The organism is Pedobacter sp. ok626 (assembly GCF_900100435.1).
Taxonomy (GTDB): Bacteria; Bacteroidota; Bacteroidia; order Sphingobacteriales; family Sphingobacteriaceae; genus Pedobacter.
Window position 1 is genome coordinate 233,478 of record NZ_FNEX01000003.1, and the last position, 23,810, is coordinate 257,287.

At 39.5% G+C, this 23,810-nt stretch carries 18 protein-coding genes and 1 tRNA gene; 5 read left to right on the forward strand and 14 right to left on the reverse strand.

The features are described 5' to 3' along the window. Positions 1-33: 33 nt before the first annotated feature. From BLS35_RS05335 to BLS35_RS05345, 3 genes are all read right to left on the reverse strand, one after another. Entirely contained in the window at positions 34-1,587 is a 1,554-nt protein-coding gene (locus tag BLS35_RS05335; protein ID WP_090778547.1) for a RagB/SusD family nutrient uptake outer membrane protein, read from the reverse strand. 11 nt (positions 1,588-1,598) lie between these two features. Then, on the reverse strand, positions 1,599-4,976 hold the full coding sequence (locus BLS35_RS05340) for a TonB-dependent receptor (protein WP_090778549.1): 3,378 nt from the start codon (positions 4,974-4,976) through the stop codon (positions 1,599-1,601). Between the two features lie 216 nt (positions 4,977-5,192). Continuing rightward, the gene (locus BLS35_RS05345; protein WP_090778551.1) at positions 5,193-6,338 is read right to left on the reverse strand and encodes a FecR family protein; all 1,146 of its coding nucleotides are present in this window, start codon (positions 6,336-6,338) and stop codon (positions 5,193-5,195) included. Between the two features lie 106 nt (positions 6,339-6,444). On the opposite strand from BLS35_RS05345, the gene BLS35_RS05350 reads away from it, so the two are divergent. Next, complete coding sequence (locus tag BLS35_RS05350) at positions 6,445-7,050, forward strand: RNA polymerase sigma-70 factor (protein ID WP_090778553.1); 606 nt, start codon at positions 6,445-6,447, stop codon at positions 7,048-7,050. A 57-nt stretch (positions 7,051-7,107) separates the two neighbouring features. Here BLS35_RS05350 and BLS35_RS05355 read toward each other — a convergent pair whose 3' ends face one another. The 7 genes from BLS35_RS05355 to BLS35_RS05385 all read right to left on the reverse strand — a co-directional run bounded on the left by BLS35_RS05355 (position 7,108) and on the right by BLS35_RS05385 (position 17,671). Beyond that, positions 7,108-8,226 carry a TlpA disulfide reductase family protein gene (locus tag BLS35_RS05355; protein ID WP_090778555.1) on the reverse strand — a complete coding sequence of 373 codons (1,119 nt, stop codon included), beginning with the start codon at positions 8,224-8,226 and terminating at the stop codon, positions 7,108-7,110. A gap of 16 nt (positions 8,227-8,242) precedes the next feature. Continuing rightward, complete coding sequence (locus tag BLS35_RS05360) at positions 8,243-9,811, reverse strand: PKD-like family lipoprotein (RefSeq protein WP_090778557.1); 1,569 nt, start codon at positions 9,809-9,811, stop codon at positions 8,243-8,245. Positions 9,812-9,832: 21 nt separating this feature from the next. Continuing rightward, positions 9,833-10,681, reverse strand: coding sequence for a DUF4843 domain-containing protein (locus BLS35_RS05365; RefSeq protein WP_090778560.1), 849 nt, complete (start codon positions 10,679-10,681; stop codon positions 9,833-9,835). 10 nt (positions 10,682-10,691) lie between these two features. Continuing rightward, positions 10,692-12,161 carry a RagB/SusD family nutrient uptake outer membrane protein gene (locus BLS35_RS05370; RefSeq protein WP_090778562.1) on the reverse strand — a complete coding sequence of 490 codons (1,470 nt, stop codon included), beginning with the start codon at positions 12,159-12,161 and terminating at the stop codon, positions 10,692-10,694. 18 nt (positions 12,162-12,179) lie between these two features. After that, the gene (locus BLS35_RS05375) at positions 12,180-15,518 is read right to left on the reverse strand and encodes a SusC/RagA family TonB-linked outer membrane protein (RefSeq protein WP_254778686.1); all 3,339 of its coding nucleotides are present in this window, start codon (positions 15,516-15,518) and stop codon (positions 12,180-12,182) included. 176 nt (positions 15,519-15,694) lie between these two features. Next, entirely contained in the window at positions 15,695-16,849 is a 1,155-nt protein-coding gene (locus BLS35_RS05380; protein WP_090778564.1) for a FecR family protein, read from the reverse strand. Between the two features lie 102 nt (positions 16,850-16,951). Beyond that, positions 16,952-17,671 (reverse strand): RNA polymerase sigma factor, encoded by a 720-nt coding sequence (locus BLS35_RS05385; RefSeq protein ID WP_165973226.1) that lies wholly within the window; start codon positions 17,669-17,671, stop codon positions 16,952-16,954. Between the two features lie 876 nt (positions 17,672-18,547). Here BLS35_RS05385 and BLS35_RS05390 point away from each other — a divergent pair. From BLS35_RS05390 to BLS35_RS05400, 3 genes are all read left to right on the forward strand, one after another. Further along, positions 18,548-18,823: a hypothetical protein gene (locus tag BLS35_RS05390; RefSeq protein ID WP_090778568.1), complete on the forward strand. Its 276-nt coding sequence runs from the start codon at positions 18,548-18,550 to the stop codon at positions 18,821-18,823. A gap of 282 nt (positions 18,824-19,105) precedes the next feature. After that, positions 19,106-19,468 carry a nuclear transport factor 2 family protein gene (locus BLS35_RS05395; protein WP_090778570.1) on the forward strand — a complete coding sequence of 121 codons (363 nt, stop codon included), beginning with the start codon at positions 19,106-19,108 and terminating at the stop codon, positions 19,466-19,468. 220 nt (positions 19,469-19,688) lie between these two features. After that, positions 19,689-19,919 carry a hypothetical protein gene (locus BLS35_RS05400; RefSeq protein WP_090778572.1) on the forward strand — a complete coding sequence of 77 codons (231 nt, stop codon included), beginning with the start codon at positions 19,689-19,691 and terminating at the stop codon, positions 19,917-19,919. Between the two features lie 41 nt (positions 19,920-19,960). Here BLS35_RS05400 and BLS35_RS05405 read toward each other — a convergent pair whose 3' ends face one another. Next, entirely contained in the window at positions 19,961-20,563 is a 603-nt protein-coding gene (locus BLS35_RS05405) for an FMN-dependent NADH-azoreductase (protein ID WP_090778574.1), read from the reverse strand. Positions 20,564-20,674: 111 nt separating this feature from the next. On the opposite strand from BLS35_RS05405, the gene BLS35_RS05410 reads away from it, so the two are divergent. Further along, a complete protein-coding gene (locus BLS35_RS05410) occupies positions 20,675-21,052 on the forward strand; it encodes a winged helix-turn-helix transcriptional regulator (RefSeq protein WP_090778576.1) in 378 nt (125 codons plus the stop codon). A gap of 99 nt (positions 21,053-21,151) precedes the next feature. On the opposite strand, the gene BLS35_RS05415 is transcribed toward BLS35_RS05410, so the two are convergent. From BLS35_RS05415 to dnaA, 3 genes are all read right to left on the reverse strand, one after another. Continuing rightward, positions 21,152-21,787, reverse strand: a complete 636-nt coding sequence (locus BLS35_RS05415; RefSeq protein ID WP_090778577.1) for a LysE family translocator — start codon at positions 21,785-21,787, stop codon at positions 21,152-21,154. 220 nt (positions 21,788-22,007) lie between these two features. After that, positions 22,008-22,079 (reverse strand) — tRNA-Glu (locus BLS35_RS05420). A 134-nt stretch (positions 22,080-22,213) separates the two neighbouring features. Beyond that, entirely contained in the window at positions 22,214-23,647 is a 1,434-nt protein-coding gene (gene dnaA, locus BLS35_RS05425; RefSeq protein WP_090778579.1) for a chromosomal replication initiator protein DnaA, read from the reverse strand. Positions 23,648-23,810 lie beyond the last annotated feature (163 nt).

Below are 23,810 nucleotides of genomic sequence, written 5' to 3' on the forward strand. Positions count from 1 at the left end.
CTATTGAACCAGAACGTTAATTTTAAACGGCTTTTACCAATTAGGGTTTTGTTTGATGGCTTTATTAAGTGATAATTCTAAACTTGGTATTGGTAAATACAAATGTCTTTCAGCGATGTTGTTACCCGCTAACGCCAGGAACCTCAAATTTGCCGGATAGCTGGCGGTAATGGTCTTTGACAAATCTTTCATTGTACTGATAAATATGCCCCAACGTTTCAAATCGTGGTCACGCAAAGCTTCGAAAGCAAGCTCCCTTGCCCGTTCATCCTGAATAGTCTGTCTGAAAACAATTTTATCTGTAATGATTGTAGCACCTTTAAACTCAGAAGCATGTGCCCTTGCCCTTACCTCGTTCAAAGCGTCATGTGCCTTTTGTGTCGGGCCGTTCAATTCATTTTCCGCCTCGGCCAGCATTAAAAGAACGTCCGCATACCTCAAAACAGGAAAATTTGTAGACGAAACATTTTTACTTTTTGGTATTGCCACCTCATACTCGCGACGCCATTTACCGGGATAGCGATTATACAACTGGGTTGCCGTAAAATAAGTCGGGTTAGTCGTCGTAAAATAATAGGGTGATATGTTCCAGTCGCGCCTCACATCGGTTGCATCTTTATATAGATTATATAATTTGTTAGTCGCATACAATGCGCCATAACCGTACCCAGGTGTTTGCAGATCAGGCCCAGATGCCAATATGCCACCCCAAACGCCTACCCAAGAGGTTTCATTGTAACTCCCTATACCGTTACCATAGAACTCAATTTCCCACATACTTTCCTTAACGTCATAGATATCTTTAGATTGGTTAATAAATATCTGTTTATAATCGGGATTTAAACTGTGTTCTTTTGATTGCTGAACTTTCTCAGCCCACTTCAGTGCATCGTTAAGCTTACTGGGGTCATTTACCTGGCTTCCAGCCATCGTTAAGCAAACACGAGCCATTATCCCTTCAATTGTTGTTTTAGATACCCTTCCACTAAACTTCAATTCCGTCGACGTACTAACCAATGGCTCAGCAGTCTCCATATCTTTCAATATTTGTTCAAAGACTTCTTTTTTAGGATTGCTTTTGATATCTACATCACTGGCCGAAACTGTCGGACTTAGCTTTAAGGGTACATCACCCCAATTGTCGGCCAGTAAAAAATAATAATACGCTCTTAAAAACAGTGCTTCCCCCCTTATCCGGTTTCGTTTCGTCTTATCCATTTTTGGCTTATCTATATTAGCCAATAGATCATTGGCACGGTCAATACCCTGGTAACAAGATGTCCATAAATTCCCAACTATGCCATCTGAAGGTGTATAATTAAATACTTCTAAACCAGTAGTAGTTGCCGAAGCTGATCTTAATCCCTCGTCATTACCATACGCCAACGTAGTAAACAAATATCGTCCATACATCGCCTCCCTTCCCAGCGGATCATAAACCCCTGTTAGTGCATTTTCAACTTCCGTTTCTGTACTATAGTAATTAATCGGACTTAAAAAATCCGTTGGTGCCACATCCAGAAACTTTTTACAAGAAGCCAATGGAAAAATAGCCGTGATCATTAATATGTAAATGATTTTTTTCATGATTTACGTTATTAAAATGTTGTGTTTAAACCAAATGTTATTGTACTGGCTCGAGGATAAGCGGAGTAGTCAAATCCAGGCGTTAATGCTGAATTCCTGGCAGACACTTCCGGATCTGGACCTGAATAATTAGTCCACGTTACTAGATTTTGCGCAGCTGTATATACCCTTAAAGTCTTTAATTTAATTTTTTTAACAAAAGGAGCTGGTAAGTTGTACCCTAACGCTACGGTTTTCAATCGTAAAAACGAACCATCTTCTATCACCCTCGATGAATAGGCATAAGGTCCCTGCCCACCAACCCTGAACATGTCATTGTTTTGGTTATCAGGTGTCCATCTGTTCGTAAAACTGGCATATTGATTTTGATCAAGCCGGGTACTCCCTTCAAAAACCAGGCGATTGGCATTAAATAAATCATTACCCGCAGACCATTGAAAAAACACATTTAAATCAAAGCCTTTATACTTGAATGTGTTAGACAGCCCCCCAGTATATAAGGGGTAAGGTTTACCAATTACAGTCCTATCGTCAGCGTTAACCACCCCGTCGCCATTTATATCAACGTACTTAATATCGCCTGGTTGAATACTTCCGCGTGTGTTACCATTGGTAGGCACATCAAGTTTTAAGGTATACACTCCCGCTGTCGACTTGTCAAAATCACTGTATTGATATACGCCATCCCATTTATATCCATAAAACTGAGCAATAGGCTCACCAATTTTACCTGTGTAAAGCGGTGTATTTACATAGTTCGCATCCCAGGCAAGATTGGTTAAAATGTTCTCCTGATTTTCGGTTAGTGCCAATATTTTGTTACGGTTAAAGGCAATATTGAAATTTGTGGTCCAGGAGAAATTTGTATTGCTGATATTAGTCGTATTGATTGTAAATTCAAATCCATCATTTCTCACCTTTCCAATGTTCTTAAAAGCATTAGGTAGACCTGCGGTTGGGGGTAAATTGGCATTTAACAATAAATCATAGGTAGTTTTCCGATAATAATCCGCTGTAAAAGACACCCTGTCCTTCAGCAACGAAACATCCATACCTAAATCCAATTGTGAGGTGTTTTCCCATTTCAGATTCTGATTTCCTAAAGCTGTTTTAATGGCTCCTTTGTTAATCCCATTATTGAAAGGATAAACTGCCGAGTTTGGCAAAACCAAGGTGGCCAGATAAGCAAAATCACTTACCCGGTTGTTTCCGGTTATTCCATAACTAGCCCGTAATTTAGCATCCGTAATTACAGGTAAGTTTTTCATAAAATCTTCCCCTGTCAATCGCCATGCAACGGAACCAGATGGAAAATAACTCCATTTATTCCCAGGTGCGAACTTGGAAGAACCGTCAGACCTGAAGGATGCCGTAACCAAATATTTTTCCTTATAACTATAGTTAACCCTACTTAAAAAGGAAACCAGCCTATTTAACGAAGTAACTGAAGTAATTGTTGAAGAGGTTCCCTCATCCAATCCACCTACCCCCAAAGTCTCGTTGGGAACCTGTAAGGCAATTGCGCCAAAATTATTAAAGTTAGTTTGTTGTACCGTAAAGCCACCCAATACATTGATTTTATGGTTCTTCCCGATTACACCGTTATAAGTAAGGGTGTTTTCATTTAATAAATCATTGATTCTATTATTGGTCACAGAGCCATTGGGGCCACCTTTACCCTGCGGGCTTAGGGGATTGCCTAATGGTGTCTGCGAATTATTAAAGATATTAACCACCTGATCCGAACGATTAGCACCTCCGGTAACCCTAAGTTTTAAGCTTTTGGTAAAATTATATTCAGCGTAGGCATTAATGATCAAAGAATTAACGATCCGCTTATTGTAAGTGTTTTCCGCAGTGATTACTGGATTCGATCTCAAATCATTATTCACATCAATAGCCGGATCATAAAGTTCATCAATCAGATCATCAGTGTTACCTGTTCCGTTTACAGGTCTATAAGCCCAAACACTGTACATTAAGCTTAAGGTACTTAAGCTTCCATAGTTGTTAGACACGACACTACCCGAACTGCTGGTATTTGAATAATTTATGTTAGCACCTATTTTGAACTTATCATTAATTTTTTGATCCAAAATTAAACGTCCCTGATAACGATTAAATCCGGTATTGAGAATAATCCCATCCTGGTTTGTAATCGAACCGGAAAGAGAATATTTAGTATTGGCATTACCCCCATTAACAGCCATATAATGGTTCTGCATAGCTGCCGTTCTAAATAAACGGTCCTGCCAGTTAACCCCTTGTTCCGTCCGATAGCTCTCCAAAGTACGGCCATTGGTAAAGTATCGTTTGTCAGCATTTGCCGCATTAAGATCTTGCTGTAATTTCACAAACTCATAAGCATTCATTAATGCCACTTCATTCCTGTTTTTCTGGAGTCCGTAATAACCATTATAGGTAACAACGGGTTCGCCAGTCTTCCCTCTTTTGGTAGTAACCATGATTACACCATTTGCACCTCTGGCGCCATAGATAGCTGTCGCAGAAGCATCTTTTAAGATTTCGATAGACTCTATTTCAGCTGGGTTAATGGCATTGTTATCCGCATTTTCTAGCGGGAATCCATCTATAACATATAAAGGTGAATTATTCTGGGTGATAGAATTGTTTCCTCGAATCGTGATTGTACTCGAAGACCCAGGCTGTCCATCACCACTAGCTACCGCCACGCCGGCTACCCTACCCGCCAATGCTTCTTCAAAAGAACGCACAGGTGCTTTCTGCATTTCATCCATCTTTACACTTCCAACCGAGCCAGTCAGATCTTTTTTCAATACGGTACCATAGCCAACTACAACAACTTCATTTAATTTGCTATTCTCTTGCGTCATTTGGAGATTGATCATCCTGGTCTTCCCAACAACCCGTCGCTCTGTAAGATAACCGATTGATGAAAACACCAGCACTGCTTTTTCATCTGGTACATTTATCGTATAAAAACCATTCTCATTGGTCGAAACTGCCGTTGGACTATTTTCAACCTTAACGGTAACACCCGGCAAGGGCATTTTACTTTCATCTATAATGCTTCCAGAAATACTTAGCCATTTCTTAACTATGGAATTAGCCGGAGGATTTGGAGTAACGACAATGGTATTCTTATTAATTACGTAAGACAAAGGCTGATCAAGGAAACATTGCTTTAAAGCTTCATCCAATGAAACGTTTTTAATATGGAGGTTAATCCGCTGTGCTTCGTTCAAAAGTTCGACATCACAAATTATGCTATACCCGCTTTGCTTACGGATATCATTGAGTGTTTCACGAAGTGTTGCGTTCTTCTTATCTAAACTTATTTTTTGTGCTACAGAGGCGGCGCTGACGTGCAAAAATGCCAGAAGACAAATAAAAAAGGACAGTTTCATAATTCGCCATAATTTAGGGTGGACACAAGAGGACATCCCGTATCTGAGTACAGTTAAAATTTTATACATTTGGAAATTAGGTTAATGAAAAATTGGTTGTGTAAAAGTGACCGTTAAGATTTTCCTGATAGCAGTTCTCAAGCTGTGCAATTTCCAGGGGCGGCTTCAACGCTCCTGGTTATTTTTTTTATCAGGTGGTATTTGATCTGGTGTAGACTAGTTCATCAAAATTACCCTCCTTCCATCAATTTTATAACGCAATGAACTCGTAATAGCGATGTTCTCCAGCAATTCGGTAATATCTTTGTACCTCGACATTGTACCCCATAATTTTTTATTTGAGACATTCCCCTGATATTCGACGTCAACATCATACCATCTGGATGCTTTTTTCATCACATCCTTGAGGTTGACATCATTTAAAACAAACAAGCCATTTTTCCATGCCATTACCTCCTCTACATCAGCCTGTTTAATTGTTAAATTTCTATTCAGATCATTAACCGCGATTTGGCCCGGTTTCAATTTGACCTCTTTATTTTGAGCCAGGAGCTTAACCGATCCCTCTAAAAGTGTGGTCTTGATTTCATGATCCTCCAGGTAAGCCTCTACGTTAAAATGTGTACCCAGCACTTCAATTTGCTGTTTGCCAATCACATCCACTTTGAATGGTTTCTCCGGATTTTTAGCGATCTCAAAATATGCTTCTCCTTTTAATTGAACCAATCTTTCCTTTCCTGAAAAGTTTGATGGATAGGTAATGCTGGAGATCGAATTTAACCATACATGAGATCCGTCAGGCAGCACAACCTGAAATTGTCCACCTCTTGGCGTACTAACTGTGTTATAAACAACAGCCTTACCAGAAGAACCAGAGGTTGTTGAGGGTTCATAAATAATTTTGCCATCTGCTGTTTTTGAAATCCGGGTATTACCTTGCTCTGCTAGTTCACCATTATTTACATCGGTCAAAGCAATTTGCTTACCATCGGATAGTGTAAGGATCGCCTTATTACTGCCGGCAACAATTTTGTCAGCAATCTGTGTCTGCTGTTTTGTGCGATCAGAAGATGTATTAAAATACAGGTAAATACCCGCAGCAACTGTCATCAATGTAATGGCCGCAGCAAGCGGCAGTTTATACCATTGCAATTTTTTAGGTCGCTGATGTTTTATACTTTTTTGGAGTTTGCGATATATACTGCTTGTTATTTGATGTTCGTCGCCCAAACGATCTTCATCCCAGTATAGGTTATCTAAAGAAAAATCGTCCTGATATTCATCAAGTTCTCTTTTATCCTCGGCGGTGCATTTACCCTGTATGCACTTTTCATACAACAGGATGTATTCTTCCCTCGTCATAATTTATAATTGGTTATATGTATAGTACCCATTTAGACTTCCCACACACATACTTTTAAAATTATTTTTTATTTATATTTCATCTTAAAAAATGTAATTTCGTTTTATGCCAAATAGAAATACACAGATTCCCTCCGATACTGATCTTTGGGAATCCATCAAATTAGATGATGAACGTGCTTTTTCTACTTTATTCCATCGCTACTCTTCGCGGATTTACAGTAATTCTTATGCTTACTTAAGGGATAGAGAGGTGTGTGAACAAATTGTGCATGATATTTTTTTAACGGTCTGGACCAACCGAAAGACACTGCAAATTGAGTCCTTCAAAAATTATCTCACCTCCGCAGGCCGCTATAGAGTTTACAAAAGCATCCATGCCAGCAAAATTATTCCTATCGATTATAAAGAAGATCTGGAAGATTTTTCGAACGGTTCGGCGGAAAATAACGGTTTTGACCGCATAGCATACCATGACCTGGAAACAGAATTGGAATCTTACCTTAAGAGCCTGCCAAAAAGATGTCAGGAGATTTTTCTCATGAGTCGCCGCCAATTGATGAGTAATGAAGAGATTGCGGAAAAACTCGGTATCTCGAAACGTTCAGTCGAAAATCAGATTACCCATGCGCTTAAACATTTACGGGCGTCATTAAAGGATATCACGGTAATGTTAGTTATAGCTGGTGGCATCAGTAATTTTGTAAATTGAAATTTAGTGATAAAAAAAGGGGAGCGGCGCTCCCCTTTTTTTATCACCTTGTTGTGACTATTGAGTAACTTCCTTCACTTTATTATAAAGTGTTTCAGCCCTTAAATTGGTTGCAATTACTTTACCCTCACTATTAACTAGTACATTTTGTGGGATCGCACGTACATTGTAAAGTGCAGCAGCGGGTTCTTTCCAGCCTTTTAAGCTTGATACGTGATACCATGGCATTCCGTCTGCTTCAATGGCAGCCTTCCATTTGGCAGCATCCTCGTCCAGAGAGACACTAATTACAGTAAATCCTTTTCCTTTGAATTCGTTAAAGGTTTTTACGACGTATGGATTTTCCTTTCTGCAGGGACCGCACCAGCTGGCCCAGAAGTCAACCAATGTATATTTATTCTTACTAACCACCTCTTTCAAACTAAGTTGAGTACCTTCCGGAGTAGTTGAAACAAAATCAATAAAATTCTCTCCCACCAACTTGCCCTTTACGGAAAGAAGTCGCTCCTCTAATTCTTTTCCTAATTTTGTAGCTTTTATTTCTGGGCTCAATTTAGAAAATGTAGGATATGTTGTTTCATAATTAGCCAATCTTCCTTGAGCAGTTTGGTCTAAATAATAAAGAGAAACATAAGATGAAGGATGTTCATTTACAAATTGATCAATGGTTACCTTCCTGAACTGGCTATACACCTCTAATCCGGCTAAAAATCTAGTCACAGCCGCTTTCTTCTCCGGACCTTCAGGCAGATTCCTAAATTGGTTAACTAAACCGGTAAATTTATCCTCAGTAGGTCTTAGTTTTTTTGCAAATAGCTCGTGCTCTTCAGCCAACTTTGTCCCTTTAATATTGGCATAATGAATGGAATCCTTAGCCGATACTTGAACAGTTCCTGCAGATAGAAACAAATCTATTCTGTCGCCAGTCAGTTCATTACCAAAATTAAGTTTAGCCAGTGTAGCTGAACTGATATTGCCTGTAAATTTAAATGCACCATTTTTCACCAATACACTGTCGGCTTTTTTAATTTTAGCATCTTCATAAGTTAACTTTATAAATCTACCATCGTGTTTGCGGTTTACCTTACCTTCGATATTAAAGTTTACCGCTTGCGAAAATCCTGTTAATGACACTAGTGACAGTGCCAGGACTATTTTTGTTATTTTTGAGTTCATATTTCTTTATTAAAATTTAGTTGACTGCGCGCCAATTGATGTTTCTAACTTTTACGAGGTCAGTCCAGGTACTATTTTCCTGGGGTAACAGTTCAACTATGTTTGGATTAGTGCCTACTCTAAAGCGACGTAATGTACCTTTGGTATTGCTGTTATAAGTAGCAATATATAAGCTGTTTGTTACGTGATCGATTTGTGTATCGAACTTGAGCATAGTGATCTGATTCCCTCCTGTTTCAGAATATTGATAGAATCTTTCATTATTAGGATTATAATCGTAAGCATAAAGCTTGTTGCCTACGGAATAGAAAATTACCGTTCTATTAGAAGAAAAAGCATAAAAATCAGCTTTATCAAAATCGACAGCTATGGGACTGATTTTATAAGCAGCGCGTCTGGCCGGGGCAGCTCCGCTGGCATAGAATTTATAAACATAATGGGCATTGTTCGCATCCTTCATGATAGCAAAAGAATTTCCATTGGTCGATCCCAGGTCGGTATTCCGTGTGTTCTCGGCATATACCAGCGTCCTGCCAAGTGCCGCATTGTTCCAAGGGAAAATGGGTTCGTTACCGTCCTTATCTTTATCATCAGACAAGACAACAGATGCAGTACCACTTCCAAAGCTTGAATAATTCATGAAACGCTTGTTTATCGTATCATACCACATCACAGAGGCCATATTTCCAATAGAATAAATTAAATAGGGTGCTGCCGGAATCCGGACTTGTTGTGCCGTACTCACCCGATTGATAGGATTATTGTATAAATCACCACCATTAATTAACAGGAAGGACACAAAAACATCTCCACCTTGGGTTATTAATGCCCGATACAACGGGCTTGTAGGTGCTCCGGCGGCAGTAATTACCTGTGGGGCAAACGAAATCGGATGCAATGTTTCCGGGTTGATTGCCTCTGAAACATACAATAACCTGCTAAAGTTATTTGCTGTTGTCCCAGTCAATGCACCACGATCAAGGAAATAAGACCCTGTTTTCGTAAATACCCATAGCTTAATATCTGCATTGGAACTGCCGTTTCCGGTATGGACAAAGCTGACTGGCTCGCGTAAGCGGGGAAGTCCACTTTTTGACAAAATCTGCCTGATATGTAGGGTGTCGTTTAACATAGCAAGCATTTCAGCTTCGGCGTAACCTTGTTCGTCTTCCCCCATGATCAGTAAACCCCGCGCAACAGGTGTGCTGACATTCAGTGTTGAATTCGCGCGCCAAACCACACCGGTCTTTTTGTCCACTACCTTGTAAAACAGGGGATAGTTGGCCGGATCCAGCAATACAGGATAATTTAATTGTTTCTTTCTGCTTATGGTGTCTGTTAATCTAACACCTTTAGACAAAATCCAATAATAATCATACCTGGAAGTATCCCCATCATCCATTGTAGCGTTAATTTTGGGATTGATACGCAAGGTATCATAGCCCTTGCGCATGTTGTAAGTGCTGTTTACACCAGTGATGGACAGCTCATTGATATCCTTGTATTCATAATTGCCCAGGTCCTTACTGCAGGAACCGGCGATTAAAAACGCTAAAAGAATAATTGTATAATGAAATATTTTCATGTGATTTTGCTTTTAAATTGACTACTTGACATAAGGTACACCGAGGGTAGATGTCCAGGGTACAATTCCAATATACATCAGACGGCCATCCTCTTCCAAGACAGGATTACCTTCATTAAAACGTCGGATTAAAATTGCTGAAGCATCCTGCATAATCAGACTAATACGGGCCATAGGCATAGTTACCGTACTAGCAAAATCCTCATATTTCAGTCCAAAGTTTTCGGTCAGGAAACCCATCTTTTTCTTCGTAAAAAAACCCATCGTTCCCGTTTCCCGATTGGTTCCGGTGGCCAAGCCTCCCGGCCAGACTGCTGGTTTCACCATAATATCGCTGATGCGCAACGTATGCAGGCTTGCATCAAACTCCGGCACTACGACACCTTGCTTTAAGGAAGGGATTGCATCCCACTCTGGGAAAGAGAGCGAAAAATCCTTTGTGGCTACCAATCTTAAACCCAATGTCTTCTCTTCGGTTTCCAAATCAGGCGTACGCTTCAAACGGACCTCTATATTTGTGAAAACAGCATGGGCTGGAATGGTCCATTGCTCCTTTAGGGCTTCATAGTGCACACCCAAAACCGCTGTTGTAGAATCCGGGTTTACTTCGACACGGAAGGTTCGATCATAATCTTTTACTGGTCCTGTAATCATTATCTTGACCCTAAAGTTCACCGCATCCTGATTAATTCTAATAAATTGAACAGGGCTGTAAGGTTGGTATGGCCAGTTACTTTCACTGAAGGCTTCTGAGCCATGTTGCACAGCAAAATACACACCTTCTCGACCTTCATATTTCATGATTTCCTTTTCACAGCTACATAAAAAAACAAGCAGTGATAGACATCCTATCAGTATTTTTCTTTTCATTGTGTTTTTTTTAATTATTTCTTTGTGAGGTTTCGCTTTCCGGCAATGGAACTACATAATTATTTAAAACCATAGCTTTGGTTCCGGTTACGGCAGCATTGTTAGGAACGGTTAGCGTGGAATTTCTTTTGTAATAAAAAAACTGCTGCCCCTCCCCGAGCATTTCCCTTCTGTATTCATTAGAGATTTCTGTTTTCAGGGTAGCGTCATTCACAGGCGTTTTACTCAGCGCATTGCGGGCCGTTCTTACCTTATTAAAATAGCCAATACCCACAGAAAGATCAGGACTACATTCGGCTGCTATAAGGAGCACTTCACTAAGGCGGATCAGTGGAATCATATAACGGCCTGGTCCATCTGGTATATCCTGATACTTCAGATTTGTTAGCGCAGTAATTGTTCCTGAAGACAAAATTTGCCAGCTCCGTCGCCTATAATCATTGGCATCATCGTACAAATTTGTAACTCGTCCTTCATTACTGTCTCCACCATTGAATGATAGCTTTGCATTTGCCAGCAGATTTACGTCAAAAAGTCGTTTGTATAATTCATCTCGATTGATATCATAGAGTGAAAACATCACCTCTGTAGAGAAAACTCTGTCGGGTTTAAGCGTACTCGTTGCATTTGCATTCGTCACATACGGAAAGACGATTTTAGTAGGCAATTGTACTTCGTTAAGTAATTCCACAGCTTCAGTAAAAGCCTCAGCTTTTTTAGTCTGCCACAGATACGCCCGTGCAAGCAGCGCCCTTACCGCATAATAGTTTAATCGATACTGACGATAATAGAGGTCGTTGTTACCGGATGGATTACCGGCATTACGCACCCCCGCAGTACGTATAGGATCAGTGGTTTGCATTAGTAAAATGGCAGCTTTAAGATCATCTGTGACATTTTGCATGAACTGTTCGGAGCTAATAAAGGGCGCAACACTGAATGTGTTTTTAGAAATATAGGGAAGTACTGCTTTTGTTTTACTGGCTTCCGTATAAATAGGGCCAAATAATCGAAGCATGTCAAAGTGTAGAAATGCGCGAAGTGCAAGCGTTTCTCCTTTAATAATACCAAAATACGGTTCTGGCAAAGCTTCACTTGGACTATCCCCACATTTTTCCAGGATTACGTTGCAATTGGCTATCAATTCGTAGGCTTTACGCCAAGCATTATCAAACGTAGCTTTGGGTCTATCAGCCGTGTATACAAAAGTTGTATATTCATAATAACGGTGAGTACTGGAATTCATAAAATAGTATTGCGCAAGCACATCCAATGCACCACTTGTCATCTCCTGTCCATAAAGTGCCTGATTGGTCATTTCTATATACACACCATTCAATGCTTTTAGATACCCCTCTTTATTTGCGAATAGCACATTCTCCGACAGCCGGTCGGTAGGCTTAACGTCAATCCACTTGTTACAGGAAAGCGAAAACGAGCTTAGTAATAGGCAGATACTTAGTTTATATAATATTTTCATTTTATTATAGTTAATACATTAAAATCGAACCGAAGCTGAAAAAGAAACTGATCTTGCAAATGGGTAGTCAATACCCCGTTCATTCTTTATTGTTGAAATATTGAAAATGTCGTTCATGTAAGCCCTTAGTGTTATGGAGGAAGCACGCACAGTTTTTAACCAGGCTGCGGTCGTGTTTTCATACCCCAGGGAAAAAGCCTCGCCTATTAGCACATTATTATCTGCGACAAATCGCGAGGACATTGGAGTGGTCTCCGTTGTTGATATGGCTTTAAAACTGGCGTTATCTCCGGGACGTTTCCAGCGGTCATACAATGCCCGGCGATCCTGGTTTAGCGTAACCTCTTGAGTAGTTATATTTTCAACTTTCTCATAAAGTGTTTGCATAAATGCCTGTCCACCTAAACGGTATCTTAGATTAACTGAGACGAGAAAGCCCTTGTAAGAAAAACTAGAACCAATTACACCCTCCAGCTTTGGTTCGCTGTTACCAACTACTACTTCATCCTGGAAATTATGGACAAAGGTTTGTTCATTGTTTTTGTTTAGGAATATTTCACGTCCAGTTGCCGGATCAATACCCACTGATCGAACTGCCCAGAGGTCAGAAGGACTTCCGCCATCATAATACCGGGTTAAGTTTCGACTTTTATTATTCTCATTGAAATTTTCCAGCTGATTTCCCATTTTACCGTATTTGGCTGTCAACTGTCTCATGTTAAGGTTTACACGCCAGTTTAGCTGTCTCTTTCTAATCAGCGTATAATCCGTTGTTAAGGTAAATCCGTGTGTAATCTGTTCACCCAAGTTCTGTGCAACTTTTGACACTCCCGTAGAGGAAGGTAATGTTATAAATACAAGCAATGGGTCAGTCGTTTTAACAAAATAGTCGAGGTTAAAACGCATCCGGTTATCAAGTGTAGTCAGGTCAAGGCCAATATTACGGTCCAGCGTGGTTTGCCATTTCAGATTTCTGTTCCCCATATTGGATATAATAGTACTGGCACCAAATGGGTTACGGTTTTCATTGTTGTAACGATAGATCCGCATTGAAATGTAATCATCAAAATTCTGGTTCCCCGGAGTACCAATCGATCCGCGTAAACGAAGTTGACTGATCCATTTCCAATCCTGAATAAATGCTTCATTGTGTATATTCCAGGCCAAACCAACAGACCAGTTACTAGAGAACCGTCTGTCAGAGCCATACACGGATGATCCGTCTAGCCGAAGGGTAGCATCTACCAAATATTTTTGATCATATGAATAACCTGTGTTAAAATAGAAACTAGCGCCGCGTCTTTTGGATTCCTGGTAGTCAGCACGCTTCCCCTCAGGATATCCCAATGCGAAATTAGGGTTGGCAAATTCATCATCCACAAATCCCCTCACCTGATAAGCGCTTTTCTGAGTTGTTGCCTGCTCCATTCGCATACCTCCCACAGCATTCAACATATGCTTTTCAGCGAATAGTTTTCCGTAGGTTAGACTAAATTCACCATCATAATTTAGATTCTTTCCATTTGTTTCCGTGTAGCGACCTTTTTCAAGAATATCTGTGCTTTCGAATTCAATATTAAAAGGAGACCGGAATACTTGATCTTGTGTTCCGTAATTACGTATACCCAAGCGACCACGTGCACGTAAAGCCTCTGTTAATCGCCATTCCATTTCCAGATTATTTGTAAATCCCTGTGATTCCTGCTGGTTGATATTCAGGTTACTCTGATCGTACAACGGACTGTAAACCGGAAGCAGTGCTGGATTACCGTAGGTTTTAAAATCTTCCAGAACTTTTCTTACATTCCCGTTCTCATCATATTTCCGAAAAAAAGGATTGGCCCTCGAAAAGTCGGCGAATGGTGATGTTTCCCTGTTGGCCCGAACATTATCAATGCTTAAAGAGTTGTTTACAGAAAAGTTACCTTTTCTATAAAGCAGCCGTATGTTTCCGCTAGTCGTCTGTCTATCTGACCCCTTCATCACACCATTTATAAGTCCGTAGTTAAATGAAGCACTATACCGCAGATTGGCGTCACCACCCTCAGCAAACAAAGTGTGTCGTTGGTTAATGGCCGTACGCAGCGGCTCGTTCGCCCAATACGTATTTACACCTCGCCGAACTTCCTGTAGGCGCTTGTAATACAGCGCTTGAGAATCCTGATTTCCGGGGATAACAAAATTCCCTTGATCAGTTAGTAAACTGTAAAATCCGGATAGATACTCAAACTGTAGTTTTTCTTCGGCATTCATCAGGTTGTAATCCGTGAGATCTGCAAAACCGATAGTCGAATTCAAGCTGTAATTTATACGTAATGAACCGGCAGTTGGTTGCTTAGTTTCCACTACCACTACACCATTTGCAGCTTTAGAGCCGTAGATGGCAGAGGCGGCCGCATCCTTCAACAAGGTAATGCTCTGTACACGGTCCATACTCAGGTCGCTGATGATCGCCAAGGTACTTTCAAAACCATCCAATATAAATAATGGCTGGTTGGGATTCGTAGCAAATTCATCAGTTAATCCGATCACACTACTTTTTCCTCTTATTTCTATATCAGGTAAGCGGTTCGGATCCGATCCAAATAAGTTATTATCTATAATTGCAAATGATGGATCCAACGTTTTTAAACTTTGCAAAACATTCTGGTTACCCACAATCTGCAAGTCTTTAGCTGAATATCTAGCTGAGGAACCCGTAAAAGCATTCCGGTCACGCTGATAGATTCCAGTAACTACAACCTCATCCATCGAATCTTCTTTCGGCTCCAAATCTACATCTAGCTTTTCTTGCTTTTGGTAGGCGATTTCCTGAGTTTTCATTCCAATATAAGTAAACACCAATGTTTGTTTCTTATCTGAGGGAGGGACAGCTATGCGGTACTCCCCCTTTGTATTGGTAACTGTATTGAGAAGACTGCCTTTAAGCCTGATGGTAACCTTTTCCAGCGGTTGCTTGGTTTCTACATGTCGGACGACGCCTGTAAGCATACTTTGCTGAATAGAAATAGAGCTGGTCCCGGTATTCCGCGTCGCATGTGGACTGGAAAATGAGATGGTCTTGTCTTCGATGGCAAATTCCAGCGGCTGACCTTCAGTTACCTTTTCGAGAAATCGTTGCAAAGGCATATTCTTTACATCAATTGTGATAGGCTTGGTAGATTCAAGCAGTTTTTTAGTTCCAAAAACGGTATATCCGCTTTGTTTTCTAATGGCGTCGATTACAGCCGAAAAGGGAATGTTTTTCCCTTTGAGTGTAATCTGCTGTGAATAGCTGGCGGCACTTACTGTCGTAAATCCAGCTATAAGTAAAAACATGATGATTTTCATCACTCGCGATAAGTAATATTTATTCATTAAATTTGCGTTGATATGGGTGGTGCAGTATCTGCTTATTCGTTTTAGGTCGATTGCACTAATCATTCTTAAAGGGAAGGATGGCAGTCCTTTCCTTTTATTGATTTTAGGGGCTTTGGTGGTTAGTTTAGTTAGGTTTTCATCATGTGGTTGCTTTTTGGTTTAGGTTTTACATTCTATTTTTTCCCTTTAATAATTAATTTTCGATGACTAGCGTCGAGTTTATAGTCAATTTCAGCTACATCCAGTAAACGTAGTACAAGGCTGATCTTTTGGTTGCGGTAAGCATCTCCTATGAGTTCTTCTTTTGGTATCCCGTTCTCATAAACAATGTCCAGATCATACCAACGTCCAATTTCACTCATAGTCTCTTCAAATGTTTTGCCGTCAAAGCTGAATTTGCCGTCGCGCCATGTTATGTAATCAGCAACGTCAACCTGTTTCACCTTGGTCTTTCCTGCAGAAACGATAGCCTGTTGATTGGGTGACAGGATAACACGATCTTGATTAGCGCTAACAGCAACTGTTCCTTCTACAAGAGTTGTTTTAATCGCTAACTGTTCCCGATACGCATTTATATTAAATTGGGTACCGAGGACTTCCACTTCCTGGTGGTTGCTGATTACCTTAAAGGGTATTTTCTCTCCATTTTTCCGATAAGCTGGTTTCACCTGAAAATAGGCTTCCCCCTCAAGTTCTACTATACGTTCATCCGAAGCAAAGCGCGACGGATATTTTATCCTAGAAGCAGCATTGAGCCAAACTTGTGTACCATCAAGCAATGTGATTTTATAGGTACCTCCGCGTGGAGTTTGCAGCATTAACAACTTTCGGCTATCATAAGCTTGATCCAAATCAATGTTTTCAATTGGAACACCATTTGTATAGGTGATTTCTTTTCCAGTTACAATACCAGCTTGAGCATTGCTCAACTCTATAATCTTACCGTTGGCCAGCGTTAGCGTGGCTTTGTTCCCTCCTGGTTCAATGCTCGTACTTACTTGTTCAGAAACTCCAATTGATGTTTTATATTCTACGGCCGTCCATGTACCAAGCGCTACAACAAGTACCGCTGCTACGGTAGCTACCCATCTGATCGTCGGATAACGCTTGATGGTTTTAGATTGCTCATCAGTAACTTTAGCTAATAGGCCGGCAAGCATCCGCGATCTAACCTCATCGGGAGATTCACGTCTTGTCGTAGGAATAACTACATCTTGGTCGTCATGGCTGTTATACCAATCCGTTAAAACTTGTAGTTCCTCTTTACTGATATTGCCGGTATTAAATTTAAAAACTAATTGTTCTATGTATTCAGTATTCGTGGACATGCTGTTTGCTTTTCTATATGTATAGACAGAAAAAAATAAGCAAGGGATGAGTGGTGTGAATTAATTATTTAATAATATTTATTTAATATCGTTTTTAGAACGTTATCGCTGGAAAAACATATGAATAAATATTAGTGTAATCAGCAATTCAATATTGCCCTGGATATCTTTATTTGCCTTTTTAAGGTGCGATTTGATTGTATGCTCTGAGAGATTTAATTTTTCGGCAATCTCTTTATTGGAAAGACCCTCATGGCGGCTAAGCTTAAAGACAATCTGACATTGAGGGGGTAATGCATCTATTGAATTGTCTATCTGCTGTTTTAACTCACGTATCATCAACTCGCGCTCAGGTGATAAGAAATTGATATCCTCTGGTGGAGCATAACTTTCAGATTTTATACGCTCACGATAACGCCGGTCCAACATATTGAAGGACTGGTTACGTATAGCACGGGCCAAATAATTAGCAAGCATGACCTTTTTGAGGGAAAAGTCATGACGCAGCTTCCATAGTTTATACAACACATCTTGAACGCATTCTTCAGCTTCTTCCTGATTGCCTAAACGGTTAAAGGCAACTGCCAGCATTTTATCCCAGTAACGATCATAAATCTCCACCAATACGCGTTCGTCACTATTTTGCATAAGCTGGACTAGCTCCTGATCTCCATATAGTTTATATTGCGCCATTAATAGATGTCCCCCGCTTGCAAATATATAATTTTCAGCGTTTTGTACATGGTTTCTTTTTTCTACAGCATTAACGTCGCCCCAGGTGTGCCGAGCAGTTTCTTTATAGTTAAGGCAAAGTGTCCGCATAATGAACGGCATTTGAACGGCTTATGAACGGACATTGAACGGACACTGAACGGGTGGAGCCGTTCAGCATCCGCTGAACACTGGTTAATTAGAACTTAAGTGATTTTCCTTCAGAAATACTCAGACCGCACCCAGATAAGTTGGCTATCAAACCTTTAGTTCTACATTTAGAAAAAACATAAAAATCATGGCAAGAGCTACCATATTACCTTTTTAAAGAAAACGCCGGTTTCGCGTTTCCCTTGGTACTACGCGTTGCAGCTTGGGAGGCTAGTCCTCACATGATACACACATTAGACACACATCCTCCACGAAAAGGTACCTTTTTGTGGGTTTGGTGTGAAGGAGGTGTGAACAAGGTGTGAAGAAACCTAGTTCTTGGCTATGGCTGTGACAGGCTTTGATTCTAAAGAATGAGGTATCCAAAATATTGTATTTCATTGCAATATTTTTTCATAAAAACATTACAGTAACCTTACAGGAAAATATAGTTCAATCAATTTACATTAATTATATTGCAGTAGATATAATTCTAAATAACATATAAAACAGATAGCCAATGAAATAAAGAAACGACAATAACAGATCAAACTTCTTAAATGAGGTATTAATTTAAAGAGTCTCTATCAACAAATTCTCACAAGCACAAGGAAGAGACAATAGATTAATGCCCATGACAAATATTGTTGTACTTTTGAAGTGCACTATAGCATCATGGGCTCTATTGTAAACCCGTTCCTAAGGTCGTGAGAAACCTGTTGATGCGGTATATAGAGCTTGCTATAGTGCTTCTTCGTTCATCTGATAGAACGGGACCTCCTATAGCTTTCTTTACCCCACAATTGAGACTCATTTTTAAAAATAAAAAATGAGCATATGTATACACCCGACCAATTTCTACACAAAAGACCATCAGGCACCAAAGCTGAGCTTAACACGTTCGCGAAAACTAAATTAAAAGAGTTTTTTGAAACCTATCCACTTGATGACAGTCTCGAATATCTCTGGAGAATGATCCAGCAAAGTTTTTATACCAAGAGCCGCATATTACCTAATGCAGAACGCGCTAATTTGATCGCTTTTTACGAATATCTTCATACGATGATTCTGGCAGCTAGTATTACTAATGATGAATTAAAAAGTCCAACTTAATCCACTATTTTCAAAACTTATCTTCCAAAAACCATAGAAAGGCTATCCAAAAAGGTAGCCTTTGTCAACCTTTCTCCGTAATATATCTCATTACGTCATCCTCTTTTACTAAAGAGTGATAAGTTTCGAAATCTGAAGGTCGATATTTAAAAAGCGCGATTTCCTTGGAATCCATAAACAAATGTGCTCCATATTTGCTTTTATATTAACCTAAACATAAAACTTGCTGAACAATAAAGAGACAGGTTTTGAATAATTTAGGGTATAACTAATTGAAATCGTATGACAACACAAGAAGTTGCTGACAAATTGGTACAGCTATGCCGCGAAGGTAAAAATGATCAAGCCATTGAAGAGCTTTATGCAGAAAATGTGATCAGTAAAGAACCCAAAGGATCAGACATGGAACTGACCGAAGGTAAAGAAGCCGTTAAAAACAAAACCCTTAAATGGGAAGAAAGCGTAGAAGAAATTCACAGCGCTTCCTGCTCAGATCCTATTGTTGCAGACAGCCATTTTGCAATCGTTATGAATATTGATGCCACTTATAAAGCGCATGGAAGAATGGCAATGAGCGAGATCTGTGTTTATGAAGTAAAAGATGGAAAAATCGCCGCTGACGAGTTCTTTTACAGAATGGGCTAAAAAAAGAAGGGTTCCGGTAACCAGCCAGACCCCTTAAATATCAACTAAACCTAAACTTATAAATACTAACCAAATATTTATATCACAAATATAAAGGCGCTTTATTAAACCCATGTTAAATCATCGTGAAGTATTAAGGATAATCAAACCATAACATAGAGCTACCAGTAAGTTAAAACAGTATGATTTATTTTGCATCAAATTGCAAGACTATATTAACATGGAAAAAACACAATTAAAGGTCAGCACTGATCTGCAAAAATTCATTGAAAAATTCGAGCCAAGCAAATTTAAAATGATGACAAAAGGCATTGAGATCAGAGGCATCAACGACATGCACCGAAACATTACCCAAGCTAAAGACCTGATCGAAAGGTTAGATTTGAAGCTCTTCGTTTCACACAATGCAGAAATGCTGAGTTATGGCGCCTTTGAGGTAAATTTCCTATAAAAGCTTATCCCCGCTCTACTTTCGTAAAGCGGGGGTTTATTTTAATGAATCTCTATACTTTTAATTGCTTTGTCAAAAGCATAATCTTTAATCCCTGGCACTTTTAGTCCCTCAGCACGAAATACCGTAAGATCTGTCATACCTAAAAACCCAAGAAACGCTTTTAAATAAGGTGCAACAAAGTCGTTGGCTTTCCCTGGTCCTTCTGAATAAACGCCTCCCGATGACATAGCTACATAAACCTTTTTCCCTGTAACCATTCCTATAGGTCCATTTTCACCGTACCCAAAAGTTATTCCTGCCCTGGTAATATGATCAATCCACGCCTTTAGTGCCGAATGGATGGTAAAGTTAATTAATGGTGCCCCAATTACGATGATGTCTGCAGCAAATAGTTGTTTAACTAGACGATCTGAAAGTTGGATAGATTCTTTTTCCCCTTCAGTTAGCTGATCGCTGGGAATAAAGAATGTACGAAGGACTTCAGGGTTAAGATGTGGTATTTCAAGATCAACGAGGTCTAATTCTTCAACTGTGCTACCAGAATACTTTTGCTGAATTTCGTCGACGATGGCATTACCTAGTTTAATGCTATACGATGTTGCGCCTTGTATACTTGATTTTAAATGAAGGATATGTTTCATAAATTTATTGATTAATTATCAAGAGCAAAACTAGCGCTACCAGGTGATAAAAAGTTAGTCGTTACCTAAAGGTAAGCGCTTACATTGAGGTAAGTGACTATCTTTGTTGTTATGAAAGTCATTAAAAATCAAGCAATACCATGCAAGGCAGAATGCGAAAGCTCACTTAAAAATGTCCTTGATGCGCTATACGTGTTAAACGGAAAATGGAGGTTGGCTTTGATCCTTTCCCTTGTACAATCATCCAAGCGTTTCAATGAGATTCAGAATGAAGTCTCCGGGATCTCCTCCAAAGTCTTAGCTAAAGAATTAAAGGATTTGGAATTAAATGACTTTATCAAACGGAATGTGTATCCTACCCAACCGGTAACTATTGTTTACGAAGCAACCAGTTATAGCCTGACTTTAAAAAATGTGTTGGCTGAACTGAATGCCTGGGGTGAGCAGCACAGAGAAAAAATTAAACAAAGTATGCGGAAGCAATCTTAAATAAAAAAAGGCCTCGATGTTGAGTAAAGACGGAAGTAATCAAAAACCCAGAAGGACATAGCTCTAGATGTGGTATTATCCGATTTGAATTTGTTGTTATTATTTAGTTTTTGAAAATGCCATTTTAATCGCAAGACCGGTCAAAACACTTGCCATAAACCATTTTTGTACTTTTACCCAGGAAGGTTTTTTTGCGAAAAATAGCGCCACTTTTGAAGCTGTCAATACAATAATAAGGTTGATAGTGAAACTAACTGCAACCTGAATAATGCCAAGTTGTAAACTCTGGGTCATAACAGAACCGTATTCAGTTTTTATAAACTGCGGGAAAAAGGATAAATAAAATACGGCAACTTTCGGGTTGAGTACATTGGTAAAGAAACCAGTACTGAATAACTTGGCCGGCCTGTCGTCAGCCAAACCTTTTTTCGTTTCAAAAATATTTTTGCTATTTGGCTTTATTGCCTGGTAAGCCAGGTACAAAAGATAAATAACCCCTAATGATTTCAATGTTGTATAAGCAAGGGGCACTGCAAAAAGTACAGCAGTAAGCCCAAAGGAAACCATAACAATGTGGAACAGAAAGCCGCAAATTACTCCGACCAGAGAGATTAATCCGGCTTTTCTGCCTTGGGTAATAGAACGGGAAATCAAATAAATCATATTAGGTCCCGGACTGATAACAAGGACCAATGCAGATAGTGCAAAAATTAAAGTGTCGTTTAATGGTATCATAGTTGTTATTGTTGGTCATTTTATAATGACCGCTAATGTCCAAATATACGCAGTGCACTTTACATTCGTATCTAATAGCTAAAATTCTGTTTGTCGCCACCAGTACACTAAATATGGTCGAACACTATTTCCATTGCAGAATAGGGAAGGAAAAAAACCGTAAATCAATCTTTTAGCTGCAAAAAAAAAGGAAACAACCAAAACTGGTCGTTTCCTTATGTAGCCCGTAGGGGAATCGAACCCCTGTTTCCAGAATGAAAATCTGGCGTCCTCACCCCTAGACGAACGGGCCATTTTCTGCCTTTCAGCGCTGCAAAGGTAGTATTCTCTCTTAATCAGCCAAACTTTTTTTGAAAGTTTTTTAATAAAATCACACTACCTTCTCCGATCATTCTGATCATCTTGCACTTAGGCTAAAGATGAGCCTTAGCTCATCTTTAGTTTCTTTTCAATATCGTTTACGTAAGCCCTAAATTTCTTGTCTGTCTGTATTAAATCTTCAACAGTTTGGCAAGCATAAATTACGGTCGAGTGATCCCTACCTCCAAAAAATGCACCGATAGTTTTTAACGAACTTTTAGTCATTCCTTTAGCAAGGTACATAGAGATCTGACGAGCTTGTACTACCTCACGTTTACGAGTAGGCGCTTTAAGTAAGTGAACAGGTACTTCAAAGTAATCACAGACTAATTTCTGGATGTAATCTATAGAAACCTCTTTGGTCGTGTTTTTGATGAAGTTTTTAAGCATCGACTTAGCCAATTGCAAATCTATCTCTTTCTTGTTCATGGTCGATTGTGCCAATAAAGATACCATCGCTCCTTCTAACTCACGTACGTTGTTGTCAATGTTATGTGCAACATATTCTACAACCTCATCTGGCAAATCAATACCGTCAGCATACATTTTCTTTCTTAGAATAGCGATCCTTGTCTCTAATTCCGGTACTTGTAGATCAGCGGAAAGTCCCCATTTGAAACGACTTAAAAGACGTTCTTCCAATCCTGATAAATCTTTAGGCGCTTTATCAGAAGTAATGATAATTTGCTTTCCTGACTGGTGTAAATGGTTAAAAATGTGGAAGAAGATATCTTGTGTCTTTTCTTTTCCTGCAAAGTTGTGTACATCATCCATGATGATTACATCCATTGCCTGGTAGAAGTTCACAAAATCATTGATCGTGTTGTTTTTCAATGATTCTACAAACTGCTGGCAGAACTTCTCACAAGACACATAAATTACCAGCTTATCTGGCAAGCTTCTTCTGATTTCATTACCTATGGCCTGAGCCAGGTGAGTTTTACCTAAACCTGATGCTCCGTAGATCATCAGCGGGTTAAATGATGTCGCACCTGGCTTTGCTGCTACAGCGTGTCCGGCCGAACGTGCCAGACGATTACAGTCTCCCTCTACATAGGCCTCAAAAGTATAACTTGCGTTTAACTGAGGGTCTACATTCATCTTCTTCAATCCCGGAATTACAAAAGGATTTTTGATATCCCTATTGATGTTTACAGGAACCGGCATTGACTGCTTCCTGTTGGTAGATCCGTTACCATTTGATGGCATGTTGGTTGTGTATGGTAAAGCACCATTTGTTGTCGACTTATCTACAACAATATTATACTCTAACCTACCTTCATCACCGAGTTGTTGTTTTACAGTTTTTCGCAGCAAGCCTACATAATGCTCTTCTAACCACTCATAGAAGAACAAACTAGGTACCTGTACAGTTAAAACCCTATCTTCCAGCTTAAGGGCTGATATCGGTTCGAACCAGGTTTTGAAGCTCTGGGCCGGGATATTATCCTTTATAATTTGAAGACAGTTATTCCATACTTGTGTACAAGTGTATTGCATATTTTTCTTTAATATTTTAAGGTTTCTAATAATAAAACGGCGGAAAGACCAGTCGTTTTGGGAGTGCGAAGATGATAAATTTTACTAACATTAAGTTATAAAATCTGACCTTTTTTATAACTCGCTCTACTGCAAAAGAATAGAAATCACTCCCAACAAACCT

Bases quoted from the DNA above. Each gene is read 5' to 3' on its own strand.
- BLS35_RS05340 (WP_090778549.1), bottom strand. From the start codon at position 4,976: ATGAAACTGTCCTTTTTTATTTGTCTTCTGGCATTTTTGCACGTCAGC.
- BLS35_RS05345 (WP_090778551.1), bottom strand. From the start codon at position 6,338: ATGACGAGGGAAGAATACATCCTGTTGTATGAAAAGTGCATACAGGGT.
- BLS35_RS05390 (WP_090778568.1), top strand. From the start codon at position 18,548: ATGTATACACCCGACCAATTTCTACACAAAAGACCATCAGGCACCAAA.
- BLS35_RS05355 (WP_090778555.1), bottom strand. From the start codon at position 8,226: ATGAACTCAAAAATAACAAAAATAGTCCTGGCACTGTCACTAGTGTCA.
- BLS35_RS05415 (WP_090778577.1), bottom strand. From the start codon at position 21,787: ATGATACCATTAAACGACACTTTAATTTTTGCACTATCTGCATTGGTC.
- BLS35_RS05335 (WP_090778547.1), bottom strand. From the start codon at position 1,587: ATGAAAAAAATCATTTACATATTAATGATCACGGCTATTTTTCCATTG.
- dnaA (WP_090778579.1), bottom strand. From the start codon at position 23,647: ATGCAATACACTTGTACACAAGTATGGAATAACTGTCTTCAAATTATA.
- BLS35_RS05380 (WP_090778564.1), bottom strand. From the start codon at position 16,849: ATGTCCACGAATACTGAATACATAGAACAATTAGTTTTTAAATTTAAT.
- BLS35_RS05360 (WP_090778557.1), bottom strand. From the start codon at position 9,811: ATGAAAATATTTCATTATACAATTATTCTTTTAGCGTTTTTAATCGCC.
- BLS35_RS05400 (WP_090778572.1), top strand. From the start codon at position 19,689: ATGGAAAAAACACAATTAAAGGTCAGCACTGATCTGCAAAAATTCATT.
- BLS35_RS05385 (WP_165973226.1), bottom strand. From the start codon at position 17,671: ATGCGGACACTTTGCCTTAACTATAAAGAAACTGCTCGGCACACCTGG.
- BLS35_RS05370 (WP_090778562.1), bottom strand. From the start codon at position 12,161: ATGAAAATATTATATAAACTAAGTATCTGCCTATTACTAAGCTCGTTT.
- BLS35_RS05350 (WP_090778553.1), top strand. From the start codon at position 6,445: ATGCCAAATAGAAATACACAGATTCCCTCCGATACTGATCTTTGGGAA.
- BLS35_RS05365 (WP_090778560.1), bottom strand. From the start codon at position 10,681: ATGAAAAGAAAAATACTGATAGGATGTCTATCACTGCTTGTTTTTTTA.
- BLS35_RS05375 (WP_254778686.1), bottom strand. From the start codon at position 15,518: ATGAATAAATATTACTTATCGCGAGTGATGAAAATCATCATGTTTTTA.
- BLS35_RS05405 (WP_090778574.1), bottom strand. From the start codon at position 20,563: ATGAAACATATCCTTCATTTAAAATCAAGTATACAAGGCGCAACATCG.
- BLS35_RS05410 (WP_090778576.1), top strand. From the start codon at position 20,675: ATGAAAGTCATTAAAAATCAAGCAATACCATGCAAGGCAGAATGCGAA.
- BLS35_RS05395 (WP_090778570.1), top strand. From the start codon at position 19,106: ATGACAACACAAGAAGTTGCTGACAAATTGGTACAGCTATGCCGCGAA.